Below are 17057 nucleotides of genomic sequence, written 5' to 3' on the forward strand. Positions count from 1 at the left end.
AAGGCAGATGCTCTCCCAGCTGAGCTAATCACCCTTCACTCTCGAAGTGGGGCGCATTCTACGGAGCGATTCGGCCCCTGGCAAGCCCCTCGATGAAAAAAATTTTCTGCCGTTCCAAGGAGTTAGCGACGGACCGGGGTTGGCCTGAGCCGCCAGCGGCGGAATAATGGGTCCTTTGTGCCCGGAGAGAACGACCCCATGTGGTTCCGCAATCTGCTCGTCTACCGCCTCACCCAGGATCTGCAACTGGATGCCGATTCCCTCGAGAAAGCCCTCGGCGAAAAACCCGCCCGCCCCTGCGCCAGCCAGGAGCTGACCACCTACGGCTTCACCGCGCCGTTCGGCAAAGGCCCGGACGCACCGCTGGTACACGTCAGCCAGGACTTCTTCCTGATCTCGGCACGCAAGGAAGAGCGCATCCTGCCGGGCAGCGTCGTGCGTGACGCACTGAAGGAAAAGGTCGACGAGATCGAAGCCCAGCAGATGCGCAAGGTCTACAAGAAGGAACGCGACCAGTTGAAGGACGAGATCGTCCAGACCCTGCTGCCGCGCGCCTTCATCCGCCGCTCCAGCACCTTCGCCGCGATCGCGCCAAGCCTCGGCCTGATCCTGGTCGACTCGGCCAGCGCGAAGAAGGCCGAAGACCTGCTCTCGACGCTGCGCGAAGCGCTCGGCTCCCTGCCGGTACGCCCGCTGAGCGTGAAGGTCGCGCCGACCGCGACCCTCACCGACTGGGTCAAGACCCAGGAAGCCGCCGGCGACTTCCACGTGCTCGACGAATGCGAGCTGCGCGACACCCACGAGGATGGCGGCGTGGTCCGCTGCAAGCGCCAGGACCTGACCAGCGAGGAAATCCAGCTGCATCTCACCGCCGGCAAGCTGGTCACCCAGTTGTCCCTGGCCTGGTCGGACAAGCTGTCCTTCGTCCTCGACGACAAGCTGGCGGTCAAGCGCCTGCGCTTCGAAGACCTGCTGCAGGAGCAGGCGGAAAAGGACGGCGGCGAAGACGCCCTCGGCCAGCTCGATGCCAGCTTCACCCTGATGATGCTGACCTTCGCCGAATTCCTTCCGGCGCTCTTCGAGGCCCTCGGCGGCGAAGAAATCCCCCAGGGCGTCTGACGCCCCGCTCTCCCGGCGGCGCCCGCCGCTGGGAGAGTCGCGCCCGGCATGGCAGACTGGCGGCCGTCCAATAACAAGGAAAGCCCATGCGTGCCCTGACCGCCCTGAGCCGTTTCGTCAGCGCCAGCTTCCCGTTCTGGGTCCTGCTGTTCGCCATCCTCGCCTTCTTCCGGCCGGCCTGGTTCCTCCCGCTCACCGTCGCCATCGCGCCGCTGCTCGGCCTGGTGATGTTCGGCATGGGCCTGACGCTCAAGGGCGAAGACTTCCGCGAGGTCGCCCGGCACCCCATACGGGTGCTGATCGGCGTGCTGGCCCAGTTCGTCATCATGCCCGGCCTGGCCTGGCTGCTCTGCCGCCTGTTGCAGTTGCCGGCGGAGATCGCGGTGGGCGTGATCCTGGTCGGCTGCTGCCCCGGCGGCACCGCTTCCAACGTGATGACCTGGCTGTCCCGTGGCGATGTCGCCCTGTCGGTGGCGATCACCTCGGTGACCACCCTGCTCGCCCCGCTGGTCACGCCGGCGCTGGTCTGGCTGCTGGCTTCGGCTTGGCTGCCGGTGTCGTTCGCGGCGATGTTCCTGTCGATCCTCCAGGTGGTGCTGGTGCCCATCGCCCTCGGCCTGCTGGCACAGCGCCTGCTCGGCGAGCGCACCCGGCAGGTGGCGGAGGTGCTGCCGCTGGTCTCGGTATTCAGCATCGTGGTGATCATCGCCGCGGTGGTGGCCGCCAGCCAGGCGCGGATCGCCGAGTCCGGCCTGCTGATCATGGCCGTGGTGATGCTGCACAACGGCTTCGGCCTGTCGCTCGGCTATCTCACCGGCAAGCTGACCGGCATGCCGCTGGCACAGCGCAAGGCCCTGGCCATCGAAGTCGGCATGCAGAACTCGGGGCTCGGCGCGGCGCTGGCCAACGCCCATTTCTCGCCCCTGGCAGCGGTGCCCAGCGCGCTGTTCAGCGTCTGGCACAATCTCTCCGGTTCGCTGCTGGCCGCCCTGTTCCGGCGTACGCCGCGTTGAACTGGGTCCCGGTCGGGAAGCCTTGTCCCGACCGATGAACCATGCAAAATACCGCACGCAGTGAGGACGACCTCACCACCCGCCTCCGGCCGGTGATCGAATGGGGACGGCCCCGCCACCCGTTGCCCTGGAGATCGCCATGTCCTGGATCATCCTGTTTTTCGCCGGCCTGTTCGAAGTGGGCTGGGCCGTTGGTCTGAAATACACCGAGGGCTTCAGCAAGCCGCTTCCCACGGTCCTCACGGCGCTCGCCATGCTGGTCAGCCTGGGCCTGCTCGGCCTGGCCATGAAGCACCTGCCGCTGGGCACCGCCTATGCCGTCTGGACCGGGGTCGGCGCGGTCGGCACGGTAATCGCCGGGATCGTCCTGTTCGGCGAATCCATGGCATTGCTGCGCCTGGCCAGCGTCGCGCTGATCGTCTGCGGACTGGTCGGCCTCAAGCTGAGCCATTAGACATCCATCGAATATGCTCCGAGGGGTATCGCTTTCCGCAGTTTTATCGCGTACTCTGCGACCACTGTGCTTGCTTGGGTCACAGTGAATCGTGACCTGGTGTGGTAGATCTCGGTCCGCTCATCGCCTCGGCTCCTCGTACTCTTTGCAACTCAGTACCTACCGGCTCGGATATTTCCGTCGCCGCAATCAACTTTGTTTCAGGAGTTACACCATGTCGAATCGTCAGAACGGCACCGTAAAATGGTTCAACGACGCCAAAGGCTTCGGCTTCATCACCCCGGAAAGCGGTAACGACCTGTTCGTTCACTTCCGTTCCATCCAGGGCACCGGCTTCAAGAGCCTGCAGGAAGGCCAGAAGGTTTCCTTCGTGGTCGTCAACGGCCAGAAAGGCCTGCAAGCCGACGAAGTACAAGTTGTCTAACTTGTAGTTCGCCAAAAAAAGCCCCGGCATCGCCGGGGCTTTTTCGTTTCTGCGGATCGATCAGCGAGCTTCGCCGCGCAAGCTCGTCACCCGCGCCTGCAGGTCGAGGCGCTCCACCGCCTCCGGCGCCACCGATTCGCCGGCCACCAGGCTTACCCGCGACCACAGTCGGCGGAAGAAGCCCTTGTTCGGGTCGCGGCTGAAGAAGCTGCCCCACAGCCCCTGCAGCGCCATGGGGATCACCGGAACCGGGGTTTCCTCGATGATCCGCTCGATCCCGGCGCGGAACTCGTTCATCTCGCCGTCGGCGGTCAGCTTGCCTTCAGGGAAGATGCACACCAGCTCCCCGTCCCTCAGGTAGTCGGCGATGCGCTGGAAGGCGCGTTCGTAGATCCCTTCGTCCTCGTGGCGCGCCGCTATGGGCACCGCGCCGGCGGTGCGGAAGACGAAGTTGAGCACCGGCAGCGAGAAGATCCTGTAGTACATGACGAAGCGCACCGGCCGCCGGATCGAGCCGGCGATCAGCAGCGCGTCCACGTACGAGACGTGGTTGCACACCAGCACCGCCGCTCCCTCGTCCGGGATCGCCTCCAGGTTCACATGCCGGACCCGGTACATGGTGTGGCTGAGCAGCCAGACCAGGAAGCGCATGGTGAATTCCGGGACGATCTTGAAGATGTACACGTTCACCGCGACGTTCATCAGCGACAGGGCGAGGAACAGCTGCGGGATCGACAGCTTGGCGACGCTGAGGAAGAGGATCGAGACCAGCGCAGCGGCGACCATGAACAGGGCGTTGAGGATGTTGTTGGCGGCGATCACCCGGGCCCGCTTGTCCTCGTCGGTGCGCGCCTGGATCAGGGCGTACAGCGGTACGATATAGAAGCCGCCGAAAATGCCGATGAACAGGATGTCGGCCAGCACCGCCCAGGTCTCATGGTGGCGCAGCACCGCCAGCCAGTCGTAGGGCGCCTCGCCTGGGGGAATGCCGCCGGCGTGCCACCAGAGGAGGATGCCGAAGACGGTCAGGCCGATCGAGCCGAACGGCACCAGGCCGATCTCCACCTTGCGACCGGAAAGCTTCTCGCACAGCATCGAGCCCAGCGCGATGCCCACCGAGAACACAGTGAGGATCAGGGTCACCACGCTTTCGTCGCCGTGCAGCCATTCCTTGGCGAAGGTCGGGATCTGCGTCAGGTAGACCGCGCCGAGGAACCAGAACCAGGAGTTGCCCACCAGCGAGCGCGAGACCGCCGGGCGCTGGCCGAGCCCCAGGCGGAGGATGCTCCAGGACTGGGCGAAGATGTTCCAGTCGAGCTTCAACCCCGGCAGCGCCGCCGCCGCTCGCGGAATGCCGCGGCTGGCCAGGTAGCCGCAGGCGGCCACCAGCACCACCGCGGTGGCCACCGCCGCCGCGTAATGCGCATGGGACATCAGCACGCCGGCGCCGATGGTGCCGGCCAGGATCGCCAGGAAGGTGCCCATCTCCACCAGCGCGTTGCCGCCGACCAGTTCGTCCTCGTGCAGGTGCTGGGGCAGGATCGAATACTTCACCGGGCCAAATAGCGCCGAGTGGGTGCCCATGGCGAACAGCGCGACGAACATCAGCGGCAGGCTGCCGAAGACGAAGCCGGCAGCGCCGACCAGCATGATGCCTACCTCGGCCAGCTTCAGCGCGCGCATCAGCGCGTCCTTGTTGTACTTCTCGCCGAACTGTCCGCCCAGTGCCGAGAACAGGAAGAACGGCAGGATGAACAGCAGTGCGCAGAGGTTGACCAGCAGGCTGCGGTCGCCGCTGACGCTGAGGTGATAGAGGATGGCGAGGATCAGCGACTGCTTGAAGATGTTGTCGTTGAAGGCGCCGAGCAGCTGGGTGATGAAGAACGGCAGGAAACGCCGCTTGCCCAGCAGGGCGAATTGCGAATGTTGGGTCATCGTCCTTGTTACCTTGCGTGGCCGCCGAAAGGAAGCCCGTCATCGATTGGACTGCATGGACCGCGGATCAGGCCACAGCGTTCCGATGGAAATTCCGCGCCCATCATAGAACAGGCGTCCGCGTTACCGCAGGACGCCTGTCGTCGGACGATGCGCCAAGTCGCATCCGAATATTCAGAAACCGACGCTGGCCTGCATGAACAGCGTTCGCGGCTGACCCACGTAGATTCCCGAATTGTTGTCGCTGGAGCGGGTGAAATACTGCTTGTCGAACAGGTTCTTCACCCCGAGTCCGAGCTTCAGGTTCGACGCCTGCGGGCCGAAGTCGTAGCCGACGCGGGCATTCCAGGTCACGTAGCCGGGAATGTCGCCGTACTGGCCGTCGGCGCTGGGCTCGGTGATGTAGTTGTGGGTGAAGTTGCCCTGGCTGTCGGTGCTCAGCCCTGGCGCGCGCTGCATGGACTGGGCGAAGGCGTCGAGGTTGTAGGTCCAGCGGTCGACCTCGTAGCGCACCCCGGCGGTGGCCACCTGGCGCGAGTAGAGCGGCAGGTCGCGCCCCTTGAAGGAGGGAATGTCGCCTTCGTAGGTGGCGCGGGTATAGGTGAGGCTGCCGTAGACCGACAGGCCGACCAGGCGCGGATCGAGAGCGGCGAAGTCATAGTGGCCGGAAGTCTCGATGCCCTGGTGCTTGGTGGCGCCGAGGTTGGTCCAGCCGACGTCGTTGCTGACGTACTGCAGCTCGTCGTCGAAGTCGATGTAGAACAGCGTGATCTCGCCGCCCCAGCTGCCGTTGTCGTAGCGCGTGCCCAGTTCGTAGGTCTTGGCCTTCTCCGGCTCCAGGCCGGCGGCGGTATCGTTGCCGCTGCCGCCCTGGCCGAGCTGGAAGTACTGCAGGCTGCCGAACGATTCGGAGTAGTTGGCGAACAGCTTCCACTCGTCGCTCAAGTGATACATCAGGCTCAGCGCCGGCAGCGGTTCGTTGTAGTCCTTGCTGCGCTTCTTCTCCTGCACCGGCTTGCCGTTCAGGCCGAGCACCGGGCGGTCGCGCCAGTCGCTGTCGATCTTCTCGAAGCGGATGCCGGGAGTGATGGTCCAGTTGCCGACATCGATCTTGTCGTCGATGTAGAAGGCGCTGGCTTCGGTACCGCCGGTACGGTCCTGGTAGGTATGGCCGTCCGAGCCGGGACGCACGGTCGGCACATTGTCGACCAGGGCCAGCTGGCTGGCGCGCTCGTTCATCGCTTCCTTCAGGTAGCGGTAGCCGATGCCGACCTCCTGGGTGGTCGGGCCGGCGAAGAAGATCCGCGAGACCCGCGGCTCCACCGCGAACACATGGTAGTCGCGCGGGTACGAGGTGATGGTCCTGAGGTTGCGCGCGGCGATGCTGCTGCCGCGGAAACTGTCGCTGTAGTAGGTGAGCACCTCGAACTGGGTGAGGTCGTCGACCTGGCGGGTGTACTTCAGCGAGAAGTCCTTGCGCCGACCACGGAAATTGTCCCAGTCGCGTACCGACTGGAAGGGATCGTCGTCGTACTGCGCCTGGGTCAGGCCGCCCGGCATATCGGCGTAGGCGTCGTAGTAGTGGAAGTTGGCCGCCAACTGGTCGCTGTCGGTGAGCTGCCAATGGGTCTTGAGCAGCACGTCGTCGATATCGTTGTCGTTGTTGCCGTCGCGGTAGTCGGCGCCCTTCACCCCGGAATACAGCAGCGCCACGCCCAGGCCGTTGTCGGCGGTCCCGCCGAGGAACGCCTGGTTGAGCTTCTTCCAGCCGCCGTGGCCGGCATGCTCGATGGTGGTGCCGATTTCGCCGGAGAACTTCTCCGGAATCGCCCGGGTCACGAAGTTGATCACCCCGCCGACGTTCTGCGGGCCGTAGCGCACCGAGCCGGCGCCGCGCACGACGTCGATGCTCTCCAGGTTGCCGATGGACAGCGGCATCATCGACAGCTGCGGCTGGCCGTAGGGCGCCACCGCCGCCGGCACGCCGTCGATCATCACCGTCGAGCGCGGCGACAGGCGTGAAGTCAGGCCACGCACCCCGACGTTCAGGGAGATGTCGCTGCCGCCGGTACCGTTGTTGTCCTGCACTTGCACGCCGGGCACCTTGCGCAGCACGTCGCGGACGTTCTGCGCACCGCTCTCGAGCATTTCCCGACGACGCACCACGCTGCGCGCACCGGGATGGTTCTGCACCACCGCCTGGTCGGCTTCGCCCAGCCAGTCGCCGACCACGGTGACCGTGCCCAGCTCCTTGGCTTCCTCTTCGGCCTGCGCCGCCTGCATGGACACACCCAGCGCGATGGCGACGGCCAGGCGCGACAACGAACTCACGGACGACATCGAGGCTCCCCCAGGGACGCAGGAAAAAGTGGGGCGCAAAATTACGGCAAATCGTAAAGAACGTAAATACAAATGATTTGCAAATGTGAGCTTGACTTATTCGTAGATCGTCAAGGACGAGCGCGCGCAGGCCGAGCGGTATTCACCCGGTGCCACGCCGTAGGCCTGCTTGAACTGGCGACCGAGGTGGCTCTGGTCGGCGAAGCCCAGCTCCAGGGCCACCTCCAGCGGCGCCCGGCCGCTCTTGAGCAGTGCCCTGGCCTGCTCCAGGCGGCGCTGCCTGAGCCAGGCGTGGGGCGGCATGCCGGTGGCGCGACGGAAGACCCGGGCAAAATGGAACGGGGACAGATTGACCGCCGCCGCCAGTTCCTCCAGCGAAGGCGGATCGAGCAACCGCGCCGCCAGCAGTTCGCGGGCACGGGCCACCGCCAACGGCTCCTGCCCGGCCTTCGGCGCTTCTGGCAGGCGGGCGTGGCGACGGAACAGGGCGAGCACCGTCTCACGCCAGCGGGTCTGGGTTTCCAGGCTGCCGGCATGCTCGGCCAGCAGGCGGTGCAAGTGGACGAAGGCGCGTGCCAGGGGCTGGTCGTGGATCACGCTGTCGGCGAAGCGCGGCACACCGCCATGATGGATTTCCAGCTCGTCGAGAATCCCGTCGATCTGTTCCATTTCCGGGTAGTAGCCGCGATAGAGCCAACCGGCATCATGGGCCTTGGAGCCGGTGTGCACTTCGTCGGGGTTGATCAGCACCATGCTGCCCAGCGGGGCCAGGTGCTCGCCGCCACGATGGCGGAAGCGCTGCGCGCCCTGCTCGATGATGACCAGGGCGAAGCTGCTGTGCACGTGCGGCGCGAAGCGCTGCTCCACATAGCGCGCGTGCAGCAGTTCGACGCCGCCCAGTTCGGCGGCGCGCCAGAAATGCGTGTGTTCTCCGCTCGTCTCGTCCGGCACTGCCGTCTCCTCGTTCGCCCGTCCGGACGGGCCGCCCAGCATACCGCAGGAGCGACGGAACCGGCTTCAGCCGGTGAAGCTGGCTTCCAGCGCCGCCTTGACCTGCGGCCATTCGTGGTCGGTGATGCTGTAGACGAAGGTGTCGTCTAGCCGCCCGCCGGCCAGCCGCCGGTGGTTGCGCAGCACGCCCTCGCGCTGCGCGCCGAGCTTGTCGATGGCGCCCTGGGCGCGCAGGTTGCTCGCCGCCGTGCTGAGCTGCACGCGGACCATGCGCAGGTTGTCGAAGGCATGCTTGAGCATCAGGTACTTGATCATGCGGTTCAGGCCGCTGCCGTGCTGGGCCTGGTCGAGCCAGGTCCAGCCAATCTCGCAGGCCGGCAAGGCGGGAAGGAATTCGGCGAAGCGCGTGGTCCCGACCAGTTGCACGCCGAGGCGGACGGCGAGCGGCAACGCCCTGCCCTCGCGCTGCTCGGCGAGGCTCTGGCGGTACCAGTCCGGCCGCGTCGGTCCGTCCATGTACTGCAGCGCCTCGCGGTTGGCTTCGGCAAGGCTCACCAGCTCGGGAATGTCCGCTTCCACCAGCGGCTCGAGACGCAAGGCTCCGCGCTGCAGGGTGATCGGTAGCGGCTTGAACATGGGCGCCCTCCTCGACATCGACGCAAAACTCCGCTCCCATCAGAGCGTAGCGGCCGCGTTTAGTGCCGCAGCCGAAACCGGCTACGATGAACGGACAGCCGGCCGCCGGGGCCGTCCGCGCTCACGCAGCCCGGCACGCTACCAACTCCGCGCGTCCGGCTCAAGCATGCGTGCGACCTTGGTCGCAGGCGGCCTGACGCGCGGGCCGACAAGTGCGAAACTGGCGCGAAAGCAAGACCCCCGCCTCACGCCAGCTTCACGCGGGGACATCATCGGAGTTCGCATGTCGCTGTCCATCGGGCTGATCGCCGTGGTCGCCCTGGTCTACATGGCCATCCTGTTCGCCATCGCCTTCTATGGCGACCGTCGCCGCACCCCGCTCTCACCCCGCCTGCGTGCCTGGGTCTACAGCCTCTCCCTGGCAGTGTACTGCACCAGCTGGACCTTCTTCGGCGCGGTCGGCCAGGCCACCGACCAGCTCTGGTCGTTCCTGCCGATCTACCTCGGACCGGTGCTGCTGATGCTGTTCGCGCCCTGGGTGCTGCAGAAGATGATCATGATCAGCAAGCAGGAGAACATCACCTCCATCGCCGACTTCATCGCCGCCCGCTACGGCAAGTCGCAGGCGCTGGCGGTGGTGGTGGCGCTGATCTGCATGGTCGGCGTGCTGCCCTATATCGCCCTGCAACTGAAAGGCATCGTCCTCGGGGTGAACCTGCTGATCGGCTCCGGCGCCGACTCCACCGGTACCCGCGCCCAGGACACGGCGCTGATCGTGTCGCTGGTGCTGGCGCTGTTCACCATCGTCTTCGGTACCCGCAGCCTGGATGTCACCGAACACCACCGCGGCATGGTCCTGGCCATCGCCTTCGAGTCGCTGGTCAAGCTCACCGCCTTCCTCGCCGTGGGCATCTTCGTCACCTTCGGCCTCTACGACGGCTTCGCCGATCTCTTCTCCCAGGCCCGCGCCGCGCCGCAGTTGGCCGACTACTGGGAAGAGACCGTGCACTGGCCGGCGATGCTGCTGCAGACCGGCGTGGCGATGACCGCGATCATGTGCCTGCCGCGGCAATTCCACGTCACCGTGGTGGAGAACATCGAGCCGCGCGACCTCAACCTGGCGCGCTGGGTGTTCCCCATCTACCTGGTGCTGGCCGCGTTGTTCGTGGTGCCGATCGCCCTCGCCGGCCAGTTGCACCTGCCCGCCGGGGTAATGCCGGACTCCTTCGTCATCAGCCTGCCGCTGGCCGAGGCGCACCCGGCGCTGGCCCTGCTGGCATTCATTGGCGGCGCCTCGGCCGCCACCGGAATGGTCATCGTCGCCAGCGTCGCGCTGTCGACCATGGTCTCCAACGACATGCTCCTGCCGTGGCTGCTGCGACGCCGGGAAAAGGACACCGAACGGCCCTTCGAGGCCTTCCGTCACTGGCTGCTGACCGTACGCCGGGTGAGCATCGCGGTGATCCTGCTGCTCGCCTACGTGGCCTACCGCCTGCTCGGCTCCAGCGCCAGCCTGGCGACCATCGGCCAGATCGCCTTCGCCGCCATCGCCCAGCTCGGCCCGGCGATGATCGGCGCGCTGTACTGGAAACAGGCCAACCGCCGCGGGGTCTTCGCCGGCCTCGCCGCCGGCTCGCTGCTGTGGGCCTATACGCTGGTCCTGCCGGTGGTGGCCAAGGGCCTCGGCTGGCCGCTGGAGCGCATCCCCGGCCTGACCTGGCTGGCAAGCAATCCCTTCGGCCTGCCGATCGAGCCGCTGACCCAGGGCGTGCTGATCTCGCTGGTCGGCAACTTCGCCCTGTTCGGCCTGGTCTCGGTGCTCTCGCGCACCCGCGTGTCCGAGCACTGGCAGGCCAGCCGCTTCATCGGCCAGGAGATCTCCCAGCGGCAGAACTCGCGCTTCATGCTCGCGGTGCAGGTGGAAGACCTGCTGATGCTCGCCGCGCGTTTCGTCGGCGAGGAACGCGCGCGGCAAAGCTTCATCCGCTTCGCCTACCGCCAGGGCAAGGGCTTCACCCCGAACCAGACCGCCAACAACGAGTGGATCGCGCACACCGAGCGCCTGCTCGCCGGGGTCCTCGGCGCGTCCTCGGCGCGGGCGGTGGTGAAGGCCGCCATCGAAGGGCGCGAGATGCAGGTGGAGGACGTGGTGCGGATCGCCGACGAAGCCTCCGAGGTGCTGCAATTCAACCGCGCCCTGCTGCAGGGCGCGATCGAGAACATCACCCAGGGCATCAGCGTGGTCGACCAGTCGCTGCGCCTGGTGGCCTGGAACCACCGCTACCTGGAGCTGTTCGAGTACCCGGACGGGCTGATCTACGTCGGCCGGCCGATCGCCGACATCATCCGCTACAACGCCGATCGCGGCCTGTGCGGGCCCGGCGATCCGGACATGCACGTGGCCAAGCGCCTGTACTGGATGCGCCAGGGCACTCCGCACACCTCCGAGCGGCTGTTCCCCAACGGCCGGGTCATCGAGCTGATCGGCAACCCGATGCCCGGCGGCGGCTTCGTCATGAGCTTCACCGATATCACCGCCTACCGCGAGGCCGAACAGGGCCTCAAGGGCGCCAACGAGTCGCTGGAACAGCGGGTCCAGGAGCGTACCCAGGAACTCTCGCAGTTGAACCAGGAACTCAGCGAGGCGAAGAGCAACGCCGAGGCCGCCAACCAGTCGAAGACCCGCTTCCTCGCCGCCGTCAGCCACGACCTGATGCAGCCGCTGAACGCCGCGCGGCTGTTCTCCGCCGCCCTCGCCCACCAGGACGCGCTGCCCGGCGAGGTCCGCGACCTGGTGCAGCACCTCGACTCGTCGCTGCGTTCCGCCGAGGACCTGATCACCGACCTGCTGGACATCTCGCGCCTGGAAAGCGGCCGGGTCAGCGCCGAACGCAACCCGTTCCCGCTGAACAACCTCTACGATGCCCTCGGCGTCGAGTTCAAGGCGCTGGCCCAGGAACAGGGCCTGCATTTCCGCCTGCGCGGCAGTCAGCTGCGGGTGGACAGCGACATCAAGCTGCTGCGGCGCATCCTGCAGAACTTCCTGACCAACGCTTTCCGCTACGCCAAGGGCCACGTGCTGCTCGGCGTGCGCCGCGAGGACGGCTACCTGCGCCTGGAGGTCTGGGACCAGGGGCCGGGCATCCCACCGGACAAGCAGAAAGTCATCTTCGAAGAGTTCAAGCGCCTGGACAGCCACCAGACCCGCGCGGAGAAAGGCCTCGGTCTCGGCCTGGCGATCGCCGACCGGCTCTGCAAGGTCCTCGGCCATCCGCTGGAAGTACGTTCCTGGCCGGGCAAGGGCAGCGTCTTCAGCGTCCGCGTACCGCTGGCGCGGCAGGCGCCGCCGGCCCTGGCCAACGGCCACAAGGCCGAACCGGCGCAGGCGTTGAACGGCGCCCAGGTGCTCTGCGTGGACAACGAGGACAGCATCCTCGCCGGCATGAACAGCCTGCTCAGCCGCTGGGGCTGCCAGGTCTGGACCGCGCGCAGCCGCGAGGAATGCGCCACGCTGCTGGACAGCGAGATGCGCCCGCAACTGGCGTTGATCGACTATCACCTGGACGACGGCGAGACCGGTACGCAATTGATGGCCTGGCTGCGCACGCGCCTGGGCGAGCCGGTGCCGGGCGTGGTGATCAGCGCCGACGCGCGGCCGGAACTGGTGGCGGAGATCCACGCCGCCGGCCTCGACTACCTGTCCAAGCCGGTCAAGCCGGCCGCGTTGCGGGCCCTGCTCAGCCGCCATCTGAGCCTGCGCTGAGCGGGCCTCAGTGACGGCGGATCAGCAGCGCACGGATCTGCTGCGCGGTCTCGCCGTCGACTTCCGCTAGCATCCGCACCTTGCCGGCTACCAGCGCCGCCAGCGGCGCTCCGTCTCGATAGAGCAGGCGGTTGCCGGTCACCGCCGGCACCCGTTCGCCGGGTAGCAGGCCGCCGACCAGGTTCAACGGATCGACCGCCGACACCACCAGCATCGCCCCGTCCGGCGGTCGCTTGCGCACCTCGCGCAACAGGCCGACCGCTTCCGCCAAGGCGAACTGCTCGCCGGCCAGGCCGGCGATGAAGCGCCCGCCGCGAATCTCGCCGCGCGCTTCCAGGCGATGGTAGACGCGCAGCAACTCGCGCCACGGCGGCAGCCAGTCGGCTTCGCGCTCCAGCAGGCGCCAGGCGACCACCCCATAGCGCCGCAGCAAGGTCCGGGCGACATGTTCGAGAACCTCCGCCGGCAAACGCTGCCCCGCCTCTTCCGCCTTCGCCCGGCGCAGCGGCGCCCAGCGCCCGGCGTCCTGCATGCCGCCCGGCAGGCCGCGCGAGCGGCGCTCCTGGCGGCTGCGCTTGTCCGCCGGCATCAGCAGGGTGCGCAGCCCGGCGAAGCTGTCGGCGTTGACCCGGCCGACCGAGACCAGCTCGCCGAGGGCGTTCTCCAGCTCGCTGCGCAGCAGGTGGGCATCCTGGCTCAGTTCGTCGAAGAACGATGCACCCTGCTCGCGCAGCACCTCCAGTACCCTGGCCGCGCGCGGCGACAGTTCCGGCTCCGGCGCGTCGCGCTGCAGGACGCTCCAGAGCCCCAGCTCGCGGCGCGGCAGGAGCACGATCGGCGCGCTGCGCAGCGGACCGCCGGCGGCCTTGCTGCGTCCGGCCAGGCGCGCCCAGACGATGCGTCCGGAACGGCACAGCTGGTCCAGCCAATGGCTGGCGTAGTCGGCCACCCGCGCTGCCAGCAGTTCGCTTTCCCAGGCGGCCGCCGCGGCCTGGAAACCTTCCAGTTGCTCGACCACCGTAGCCAGGGACTCCGCTCCCCGGCCACGGGTGCCCGGCGCCAGGCGCTGCCAGTCGAACAGGAAACGCATGAAATCGGCGCGCTCCACCGGCTCGATTTCCCGGCGCAGGCGCTTCACCGTATAGCGATGGATGCGCGCCAGCAGATGGCGTTCGCACCACTCCTCTTCCGTCGCGCCAGGACTGAAGCGGCCACGCAGCACATAGCCTTCGCGCTCCAGGGCGGCCAAGGCGTACTGCTGGTCGGCCAGGCCGATGCCCAGGTCGGCCGCCAACTGCCCGGCCGTGCGTGGCCCGAAGCCACCCAGGCGGGCGCGGGTCAGCTCCACGGTCGCCGCTTCCGCCGAGTCCGGCGGCGGATAGCCGCGAGGCGCCTGGAAAGCGTCGGGCACCTTCGCCGCGGGATGCACCAGGCGCATCGCCGGCAGGCGCTCCGCCGCCAGCCAGAGAGTGCTGCCTGCGCAGTCCAGGCGTCCGGCGCGGCGTTGCTCCGACAGTTGCGCAAGCCATTCCCCCCAGCCCGGATTGGCCTCGGCCTCGCCCGAGGTGAGGAAGCCCAGTCTGTTCAGCGCCTCATGCATCTCGTCGGCGTTGCGCGCTTCCGGCCAGGCCTCGCCACGCACCGCCTCGATCGCCTCAAGGTCCAGGGCGCCGAGGTCGTCGGCGGACTCGGGATCGCTCCAGCGGCGATTCTGTACCGCCTGGGTACGCCGCTCCTCCAGCGGCGCATCGTCGAGATAGGCGTAGGGACGCGCGGTGAGTATCTCCGCCGCCAACGCCGAAGGCGCCGGCAGGTCGCGCGCCAGCAAGTCCACCGCCCCGCTCTCCATGTCGCGCAGCAGGGCCAGCCAGCCCTCGCAATCCATCGCCTCGTGCAGGCAGTCGTCAAGGGTCTGCGCCACCAGCGGGTGATCGGGCACCTCGCGCTCGCCGACGATATTCTCCAGGCACGCCACCTGGTCGGGGAACACGCTGGCCAGCAGATCCTCGCTCTTCATCCGCAGCAGTTGCGGCGGCACCTTGCGACCGCCGGCATAGCGCGGCAAACCGAGCGAGGTGGTCAGGCTCCAGCGCCAGCGCACGCCGAACAGCGGCGCGTCGAGCACGGCCTGTACCAACAGGTGCTCGGCGCTCGCCGAATGCAGGTAGCGCCAGACCTCGTCGAGGGGAAAGCTGTGGCTGGTGGACAGCGAGAGGATGATCGCGTCCTCGGTGGCCGCCGCCTGCAGCTCGAAGTTGAAGCTGCGGCAGAAACGCTTGCGCAGCGCCAGGCCCCAGGCGCGGTTGAGGCGGCTGCCGTGGGGACTGTGGATGATCAGTTGCATGCCGCCGGATTCGTCGAAGAAGCGTTCCAGCACCAGCCGCCGGCTCCCGGGCAGGCCACCCAGGGCCTGGCGGGCGCGGGCCAGGTACTCGACGATCTGCCGCGCGGCGCCATCGTCCAGCCCGAGGGTGGCGCCGAGCCAGGCGATGGCTGGCTCCAGCCGCTGCCCTTCCGGCAATGCCTGGCCTTCGCCGAGCAGCTCGTCGAGGGTGTCGCGCAGGCGCGCCACGCTGGCCGACAGCTCGTCGCTGCGCCCCGGCGCCTCACCCAGCCAGAACGGAATGTTCGGCGGCTGGCCCTGGGCGTCCTCGACCCGTACCCGTCCCGGCTCGATGCGGATGATCCGGTACGAGGTGTTGCCCAGCTGGAACACGTCGCCGGCCAGGCTCTCCACCGCGAAGTCCTCGTTGACCGTCCCCACCAGCAGGCCCTGCGGCTCCAGCAGCACGCTGTAGTCGCCGGTATCGGGAATGGTCCCGCCCGAGGTCAGCGCGGTCAGCCGCGCACCACGGCGGCCACGGAGCAGGCCGTTGAGCGCATCGCGATGGAGATAGGCGCCGCGCACGCCGAGGCGTGAGTGGTAGCCCTCGGCAAGCATCCGCAGGACTTCGTCGAAGCGCTCGCGCTCCAGCCCGGCGTAGGGTTCGGCGCGGATCACCAGGCGATAGAGGTCGTCCTCGCGCCACTCCTGGCAGGCCACTTCGGCGACGATCTGCTGCGCCAGCACGTCCAGCGGCTGGCGTGGCAGCACCAGGCTGTCCAGCTCGCCACGGCGCACGCTGTCGAGCAGCGCCGCGCACTCCACCAGGTCGTCGCGGGAGGTCGGGAACAACCGGCCCTTGGGGGTGCCGCCGACGCTGTGCCCGGAACGCCCGACCCGTTGCAGGAAGGCGGCGATGGAGCGCGGCGACGACAACTGGCAGACCAACTCGACGTCGCCGATATCGATGCCCAGCTCCAGCGAGGCGGTCGCCACCAGTACCTTCAATTGCCCGGCCTTGAGGCGCTGCTCGGCATCCAGGCGCAGCTCCTTGGCCAGGCTGCCGTGGTGGGCCGCCACCTGGCGGCTGCCGAGGCGTTCGGCGAGGAAGCGGGTGACCCGCTCGGCCATGCGCCGGGTGTTGACGAACACCAGGGTGGTGCGGTGCTCGCCGGCCAGGTGCGCCAGGCGGTCGTAGACCAGCTCCCAGGTGTCGTTGGACATCACCGCTTCCAGCGCCACCGGCGGTACCTCGATGCCCAGGTCGCGGGGGCGCGTATAGCCGATGTCGACGATCCGGCAGGCCGGATCGCGCGGATTGCCGCTGGCACCGACGAGGAAGCGCGCGACCTTCTCGATCGGTTTCTGCGTGGCGGACAGCCCGATCCGCAGCAGCGGTCGCGGACACAGCGCCTGCAGGCGCTCCAGCGACAGCGCCAGGTGGCTGCCGCGCTTGCTGCCGGCCAGGGCATGGATCTCGTCGACGATCACGCTGCGCACCCCGGCAAGCATCTGCCGGCCCGACTCCGAGCCGAGCAGGATGTACAGCGATTCGGGCGTGGTGACCAGGATGTGCGGCGGGCGCTTGCGCATCGCTCCGCGTTCGACCTGCGGCGTATCGCCGGTGCGCACCGCGCTACGGATATCGACGTCGGGCAGGCCGAGACGCGCCAGTTCCTCGCGGATGCCAGCCAGCGGTTGCTCCAGGTTGATGCGGATGTCGTTGGACAGCGCTTTCAGCGGCGAGACATAGACCACCTGGGTGGCATCCGCCAACTCGCCGCCGGCGGCCAGCCCCTCCACCACCAAGGCATCGATGGCGGCGAGGAAGGCGGTCAGGGTCTTGCCCGAACCGGTGGGCGCGGCGACCAGGGTCGAAAGCCCCTCGCGGATCGCCGGCCAGGCCTCCACCTGCGCCGGCGTGGGCGCGGCGAAGTGGCGTTCGAACCACTGGCGGACGACGGGATGGAACTCCGCCAGGGGCCGCGGAGCCGGCTCGGCGCGGCGGGCGGAAGAGGATGAAATAGGCATCATGCTCCGCACTATGGTGGCGCCGCGGGCGACTCACAAGCCCCGCCGATCGCCCGTCGGGCGCAGTT

General features: G+C 67.7%; 10 protein-coding genes. 5 read left to right on the forward strand and 5 right to left on the reverse strand.

The features are described 5' to 3' along the window. Positions 1-198: 198 nt before the first annotated feature. The 4 genes from rdgC to ACTJJX_RS14450 all read left to right on the forward strand — a co-directional run bounded on the left by rdgC (position 199) and on the right by ACTJJX_RS14450 (position 3010). Positions 199-1119, forward strand: a complete 921-nt coding sequence (gene rdgC / locus ACTJJX_RS14435; RefSeq protein WP_003091601.1) for a recombination-associated protein RdgC — start codon at positions 199-201, stop codon at positions 1117-1119. An 86-nt stretch (positions 1120-1205) separates the two neighbouring features. Further along, positions 1206-2132, forward strand: a complete 927-nt coding sequence (locus ACTJJX_RS14440; protein WP_016852625.1) for a bile acid:sodium symporter family protein — start codon at positions 1206-1208, stop codon at positions 2130-2132. 139 nt (positions 2133-2271) lie between these two features. Beyond that, entirely contained in the window at positions 2272-2586 is a 315-nt protein-coding gene (gene sugE / locus ACTJJX_RS14445; RefSeq protein ID WP_003091603.1) for a quaternary ammonium compound efflux SMR transporter SugE, read from the forward strand. Positions 2587-2800: 214 nt separating this feature from the next. Continuing rightward, on the forward strand, positions 2801-3010 hold the full coding sequence (locus tag ACTJJX_RS14450; RefSeq protein WP_003115568.1) for a cold-shock protein: 210 nt from the start codon (positions 2801-2803) through the stop codon (positions 3008-3010). A 60-nt stretch (positions 3011-3070) separates the two neighbouring features. Here ACTJJX_RS14450 and ACTJJX_RS14455 read toward each other — a convergent pair whose 3' ends face one another. The 4 genes from ACTJJX_RS14455 to ACTJJX_RS14470 all read right to left on the reverse strand — a co-directional run bounded on the left by ACTJJX_RS14455 (position 3071) and on the right by ACTJJX_RS14470 (position 8890). Continuing rightward, on the reverse strand, positions 3071-4945 hold the full coding sequence (locus ACTJJX_RS14455) for an MFS transporter (RefSeq protein WP_003117607.1): 1875 nt from the start codon (positions 4943-4945) through the stop codon (positions 3071-3073). A 174-nt stretch (positions 4946-5119) separates the two neighbouring features. Beyond that, positions 5120-7285 carry a TonB-dependent receptor family protein gene (locus tag ACTJJX_RS14460; RefSeq protein ID WP_016852624.1) on the reverse strand — a complete coding sequence of 722 codons (2166 nt, stop codon included), beginning with the start codon at positions 7283-7285 and terminating at the stop codon, positions 5120-5122. Between the two features lie 96 nt (positions 7286-7381). Further along, positions 7382-8236, reverse strand: coding sequence for an AraC family transcriptional regulator (locus ACTJJX_RS14465; protein ID WP_003119683.1), 855 nt, complete (start codon positions 8234-8236; stop codon positions 7382-7384). A gap of 66 nt (positions 8237-8302) precedes the next feature. Continuing rightward, on the reverse strand, positions 8303-8890 hold the full coding sequence (locus ACTJJX_RS14470; protein WP_003119682.1) for a GNAT family N-acetyltransferase: 588 nt from the start codon (positions 8888-8890) through the stop codon (positions 8303-8305). A 265-nt stretch (positions 8891-9155) separates the two neighbouring features. On the opposite strand from ACTJJX_RS14470, the gene ACTJJX_RS14475 reads away from it, so the two are divergent. Then, positions 9156-12635: a PAS domain-containing hybrid sensor histidine kinase/response regulator gene (locus ACTJJX_RS14475; RefSeq protein WP_003117605.1), complete on the forward strand. Its 3480-nt coding sequence runs from the start codon at positions 9156-9158 to the stop codon at positions 12633-12635. Between the two features lie 7 nt (positions 12636-12642). On the opposite strand, the gene ACTJJX_RS14480 is transcribed toward ACTJJX_RS14475, so the two are convergent. Continuing rightward, the gene (locus tag ACTJJX_RS14480; protein ID WP_023082217.1) at positions 12643-16989 is read right to left on the reverse strand and encodes a DEAD/DEAH box helicase; all 4347 of its coding nucleotides are present in this window, start codon (positions 16987-16989) and stop codon (positions 12643-12645) included. Positions 16990-17057 lie beyond the last annotated feature (68 nt).

Origin of the sequence: Pseudomonas sp. 22490, from assembly GCF_052044465.1 — a bacterium.
GTDB lineage: Bacteria > Pseudomonadota > Gammaproteobacteria > Pseudomonadales > Pseudomonadaceae > Pseudomonas > Pseudomonas aeruginosa.

Bases quoted from the DNA above. Each gene is read 5' to 3' on its own strand.
- rdgC (WP_003091601.1), top strand. From the start codon at position 199: ATGTGGTTCCGCAATCTGCTCGTCTACCGCCTCACCCAGGATCTGCAA.
- ACTJJX_RS14440 (WP_016852625.1), top strand. From the start codon at position 1,206: ATGCGTGCCCTGACCGCCCTGAGCCGTTTCGTCAGCGCCAGCTTCCCG.
- sugE (WP_003091603.1), top strand. From the start codon at position 2,272: ATGTCCTGGATCATCCTGTTTTTCGCCGGCCTGTTCGAAGTGGGCTGG.
- ACTJJX_RS14450 (WP_003115568.1), top strand. From the start codon at position 2,801: ATGTCGAATCGTCAGAACGGCACCGTAAAATGGTTCAACGACGCCAAA.
- ACTJJX_RS14455 (WP_003117607.1), bottom strand. From the start codon at position 4,945: ATGACCCAACATTCGCAATTCGCCCTGCTGGGCAAGCGGCGTTTCCTG.
- ACTJJX_RS14460 (WP_016852624.1), bottom strand. From the start codon at position 7,285: ATGTCGTCCGTGAGTTCGTTGTCGCGCCTGGCCGTCGCCATCGCGCTG.
- ACTJJX_RS14470 (WP_003119682.1), bottom strand. From the start codon at position 8,890: ATGTCGAGGAGGGCGCCCATGTTCAAGCCGCTACCGATCACCCTGCAG.
- ACTJJX_RS14475 (WP_003117605.1), top strand. From the start codon at position 9,156: ATGTCGCTGTCCATCGGGCTGATCGCCGTGGTCGCCCTGGTCTACATG.
- ACTJJX_RS14480 (WP_023082217.1), bottom strand. From the start codon at position 16,989: ATGCCTATTTCATCCTCTTCCGCCCGCCGCGCCGAGCCGGCTCCGCGG.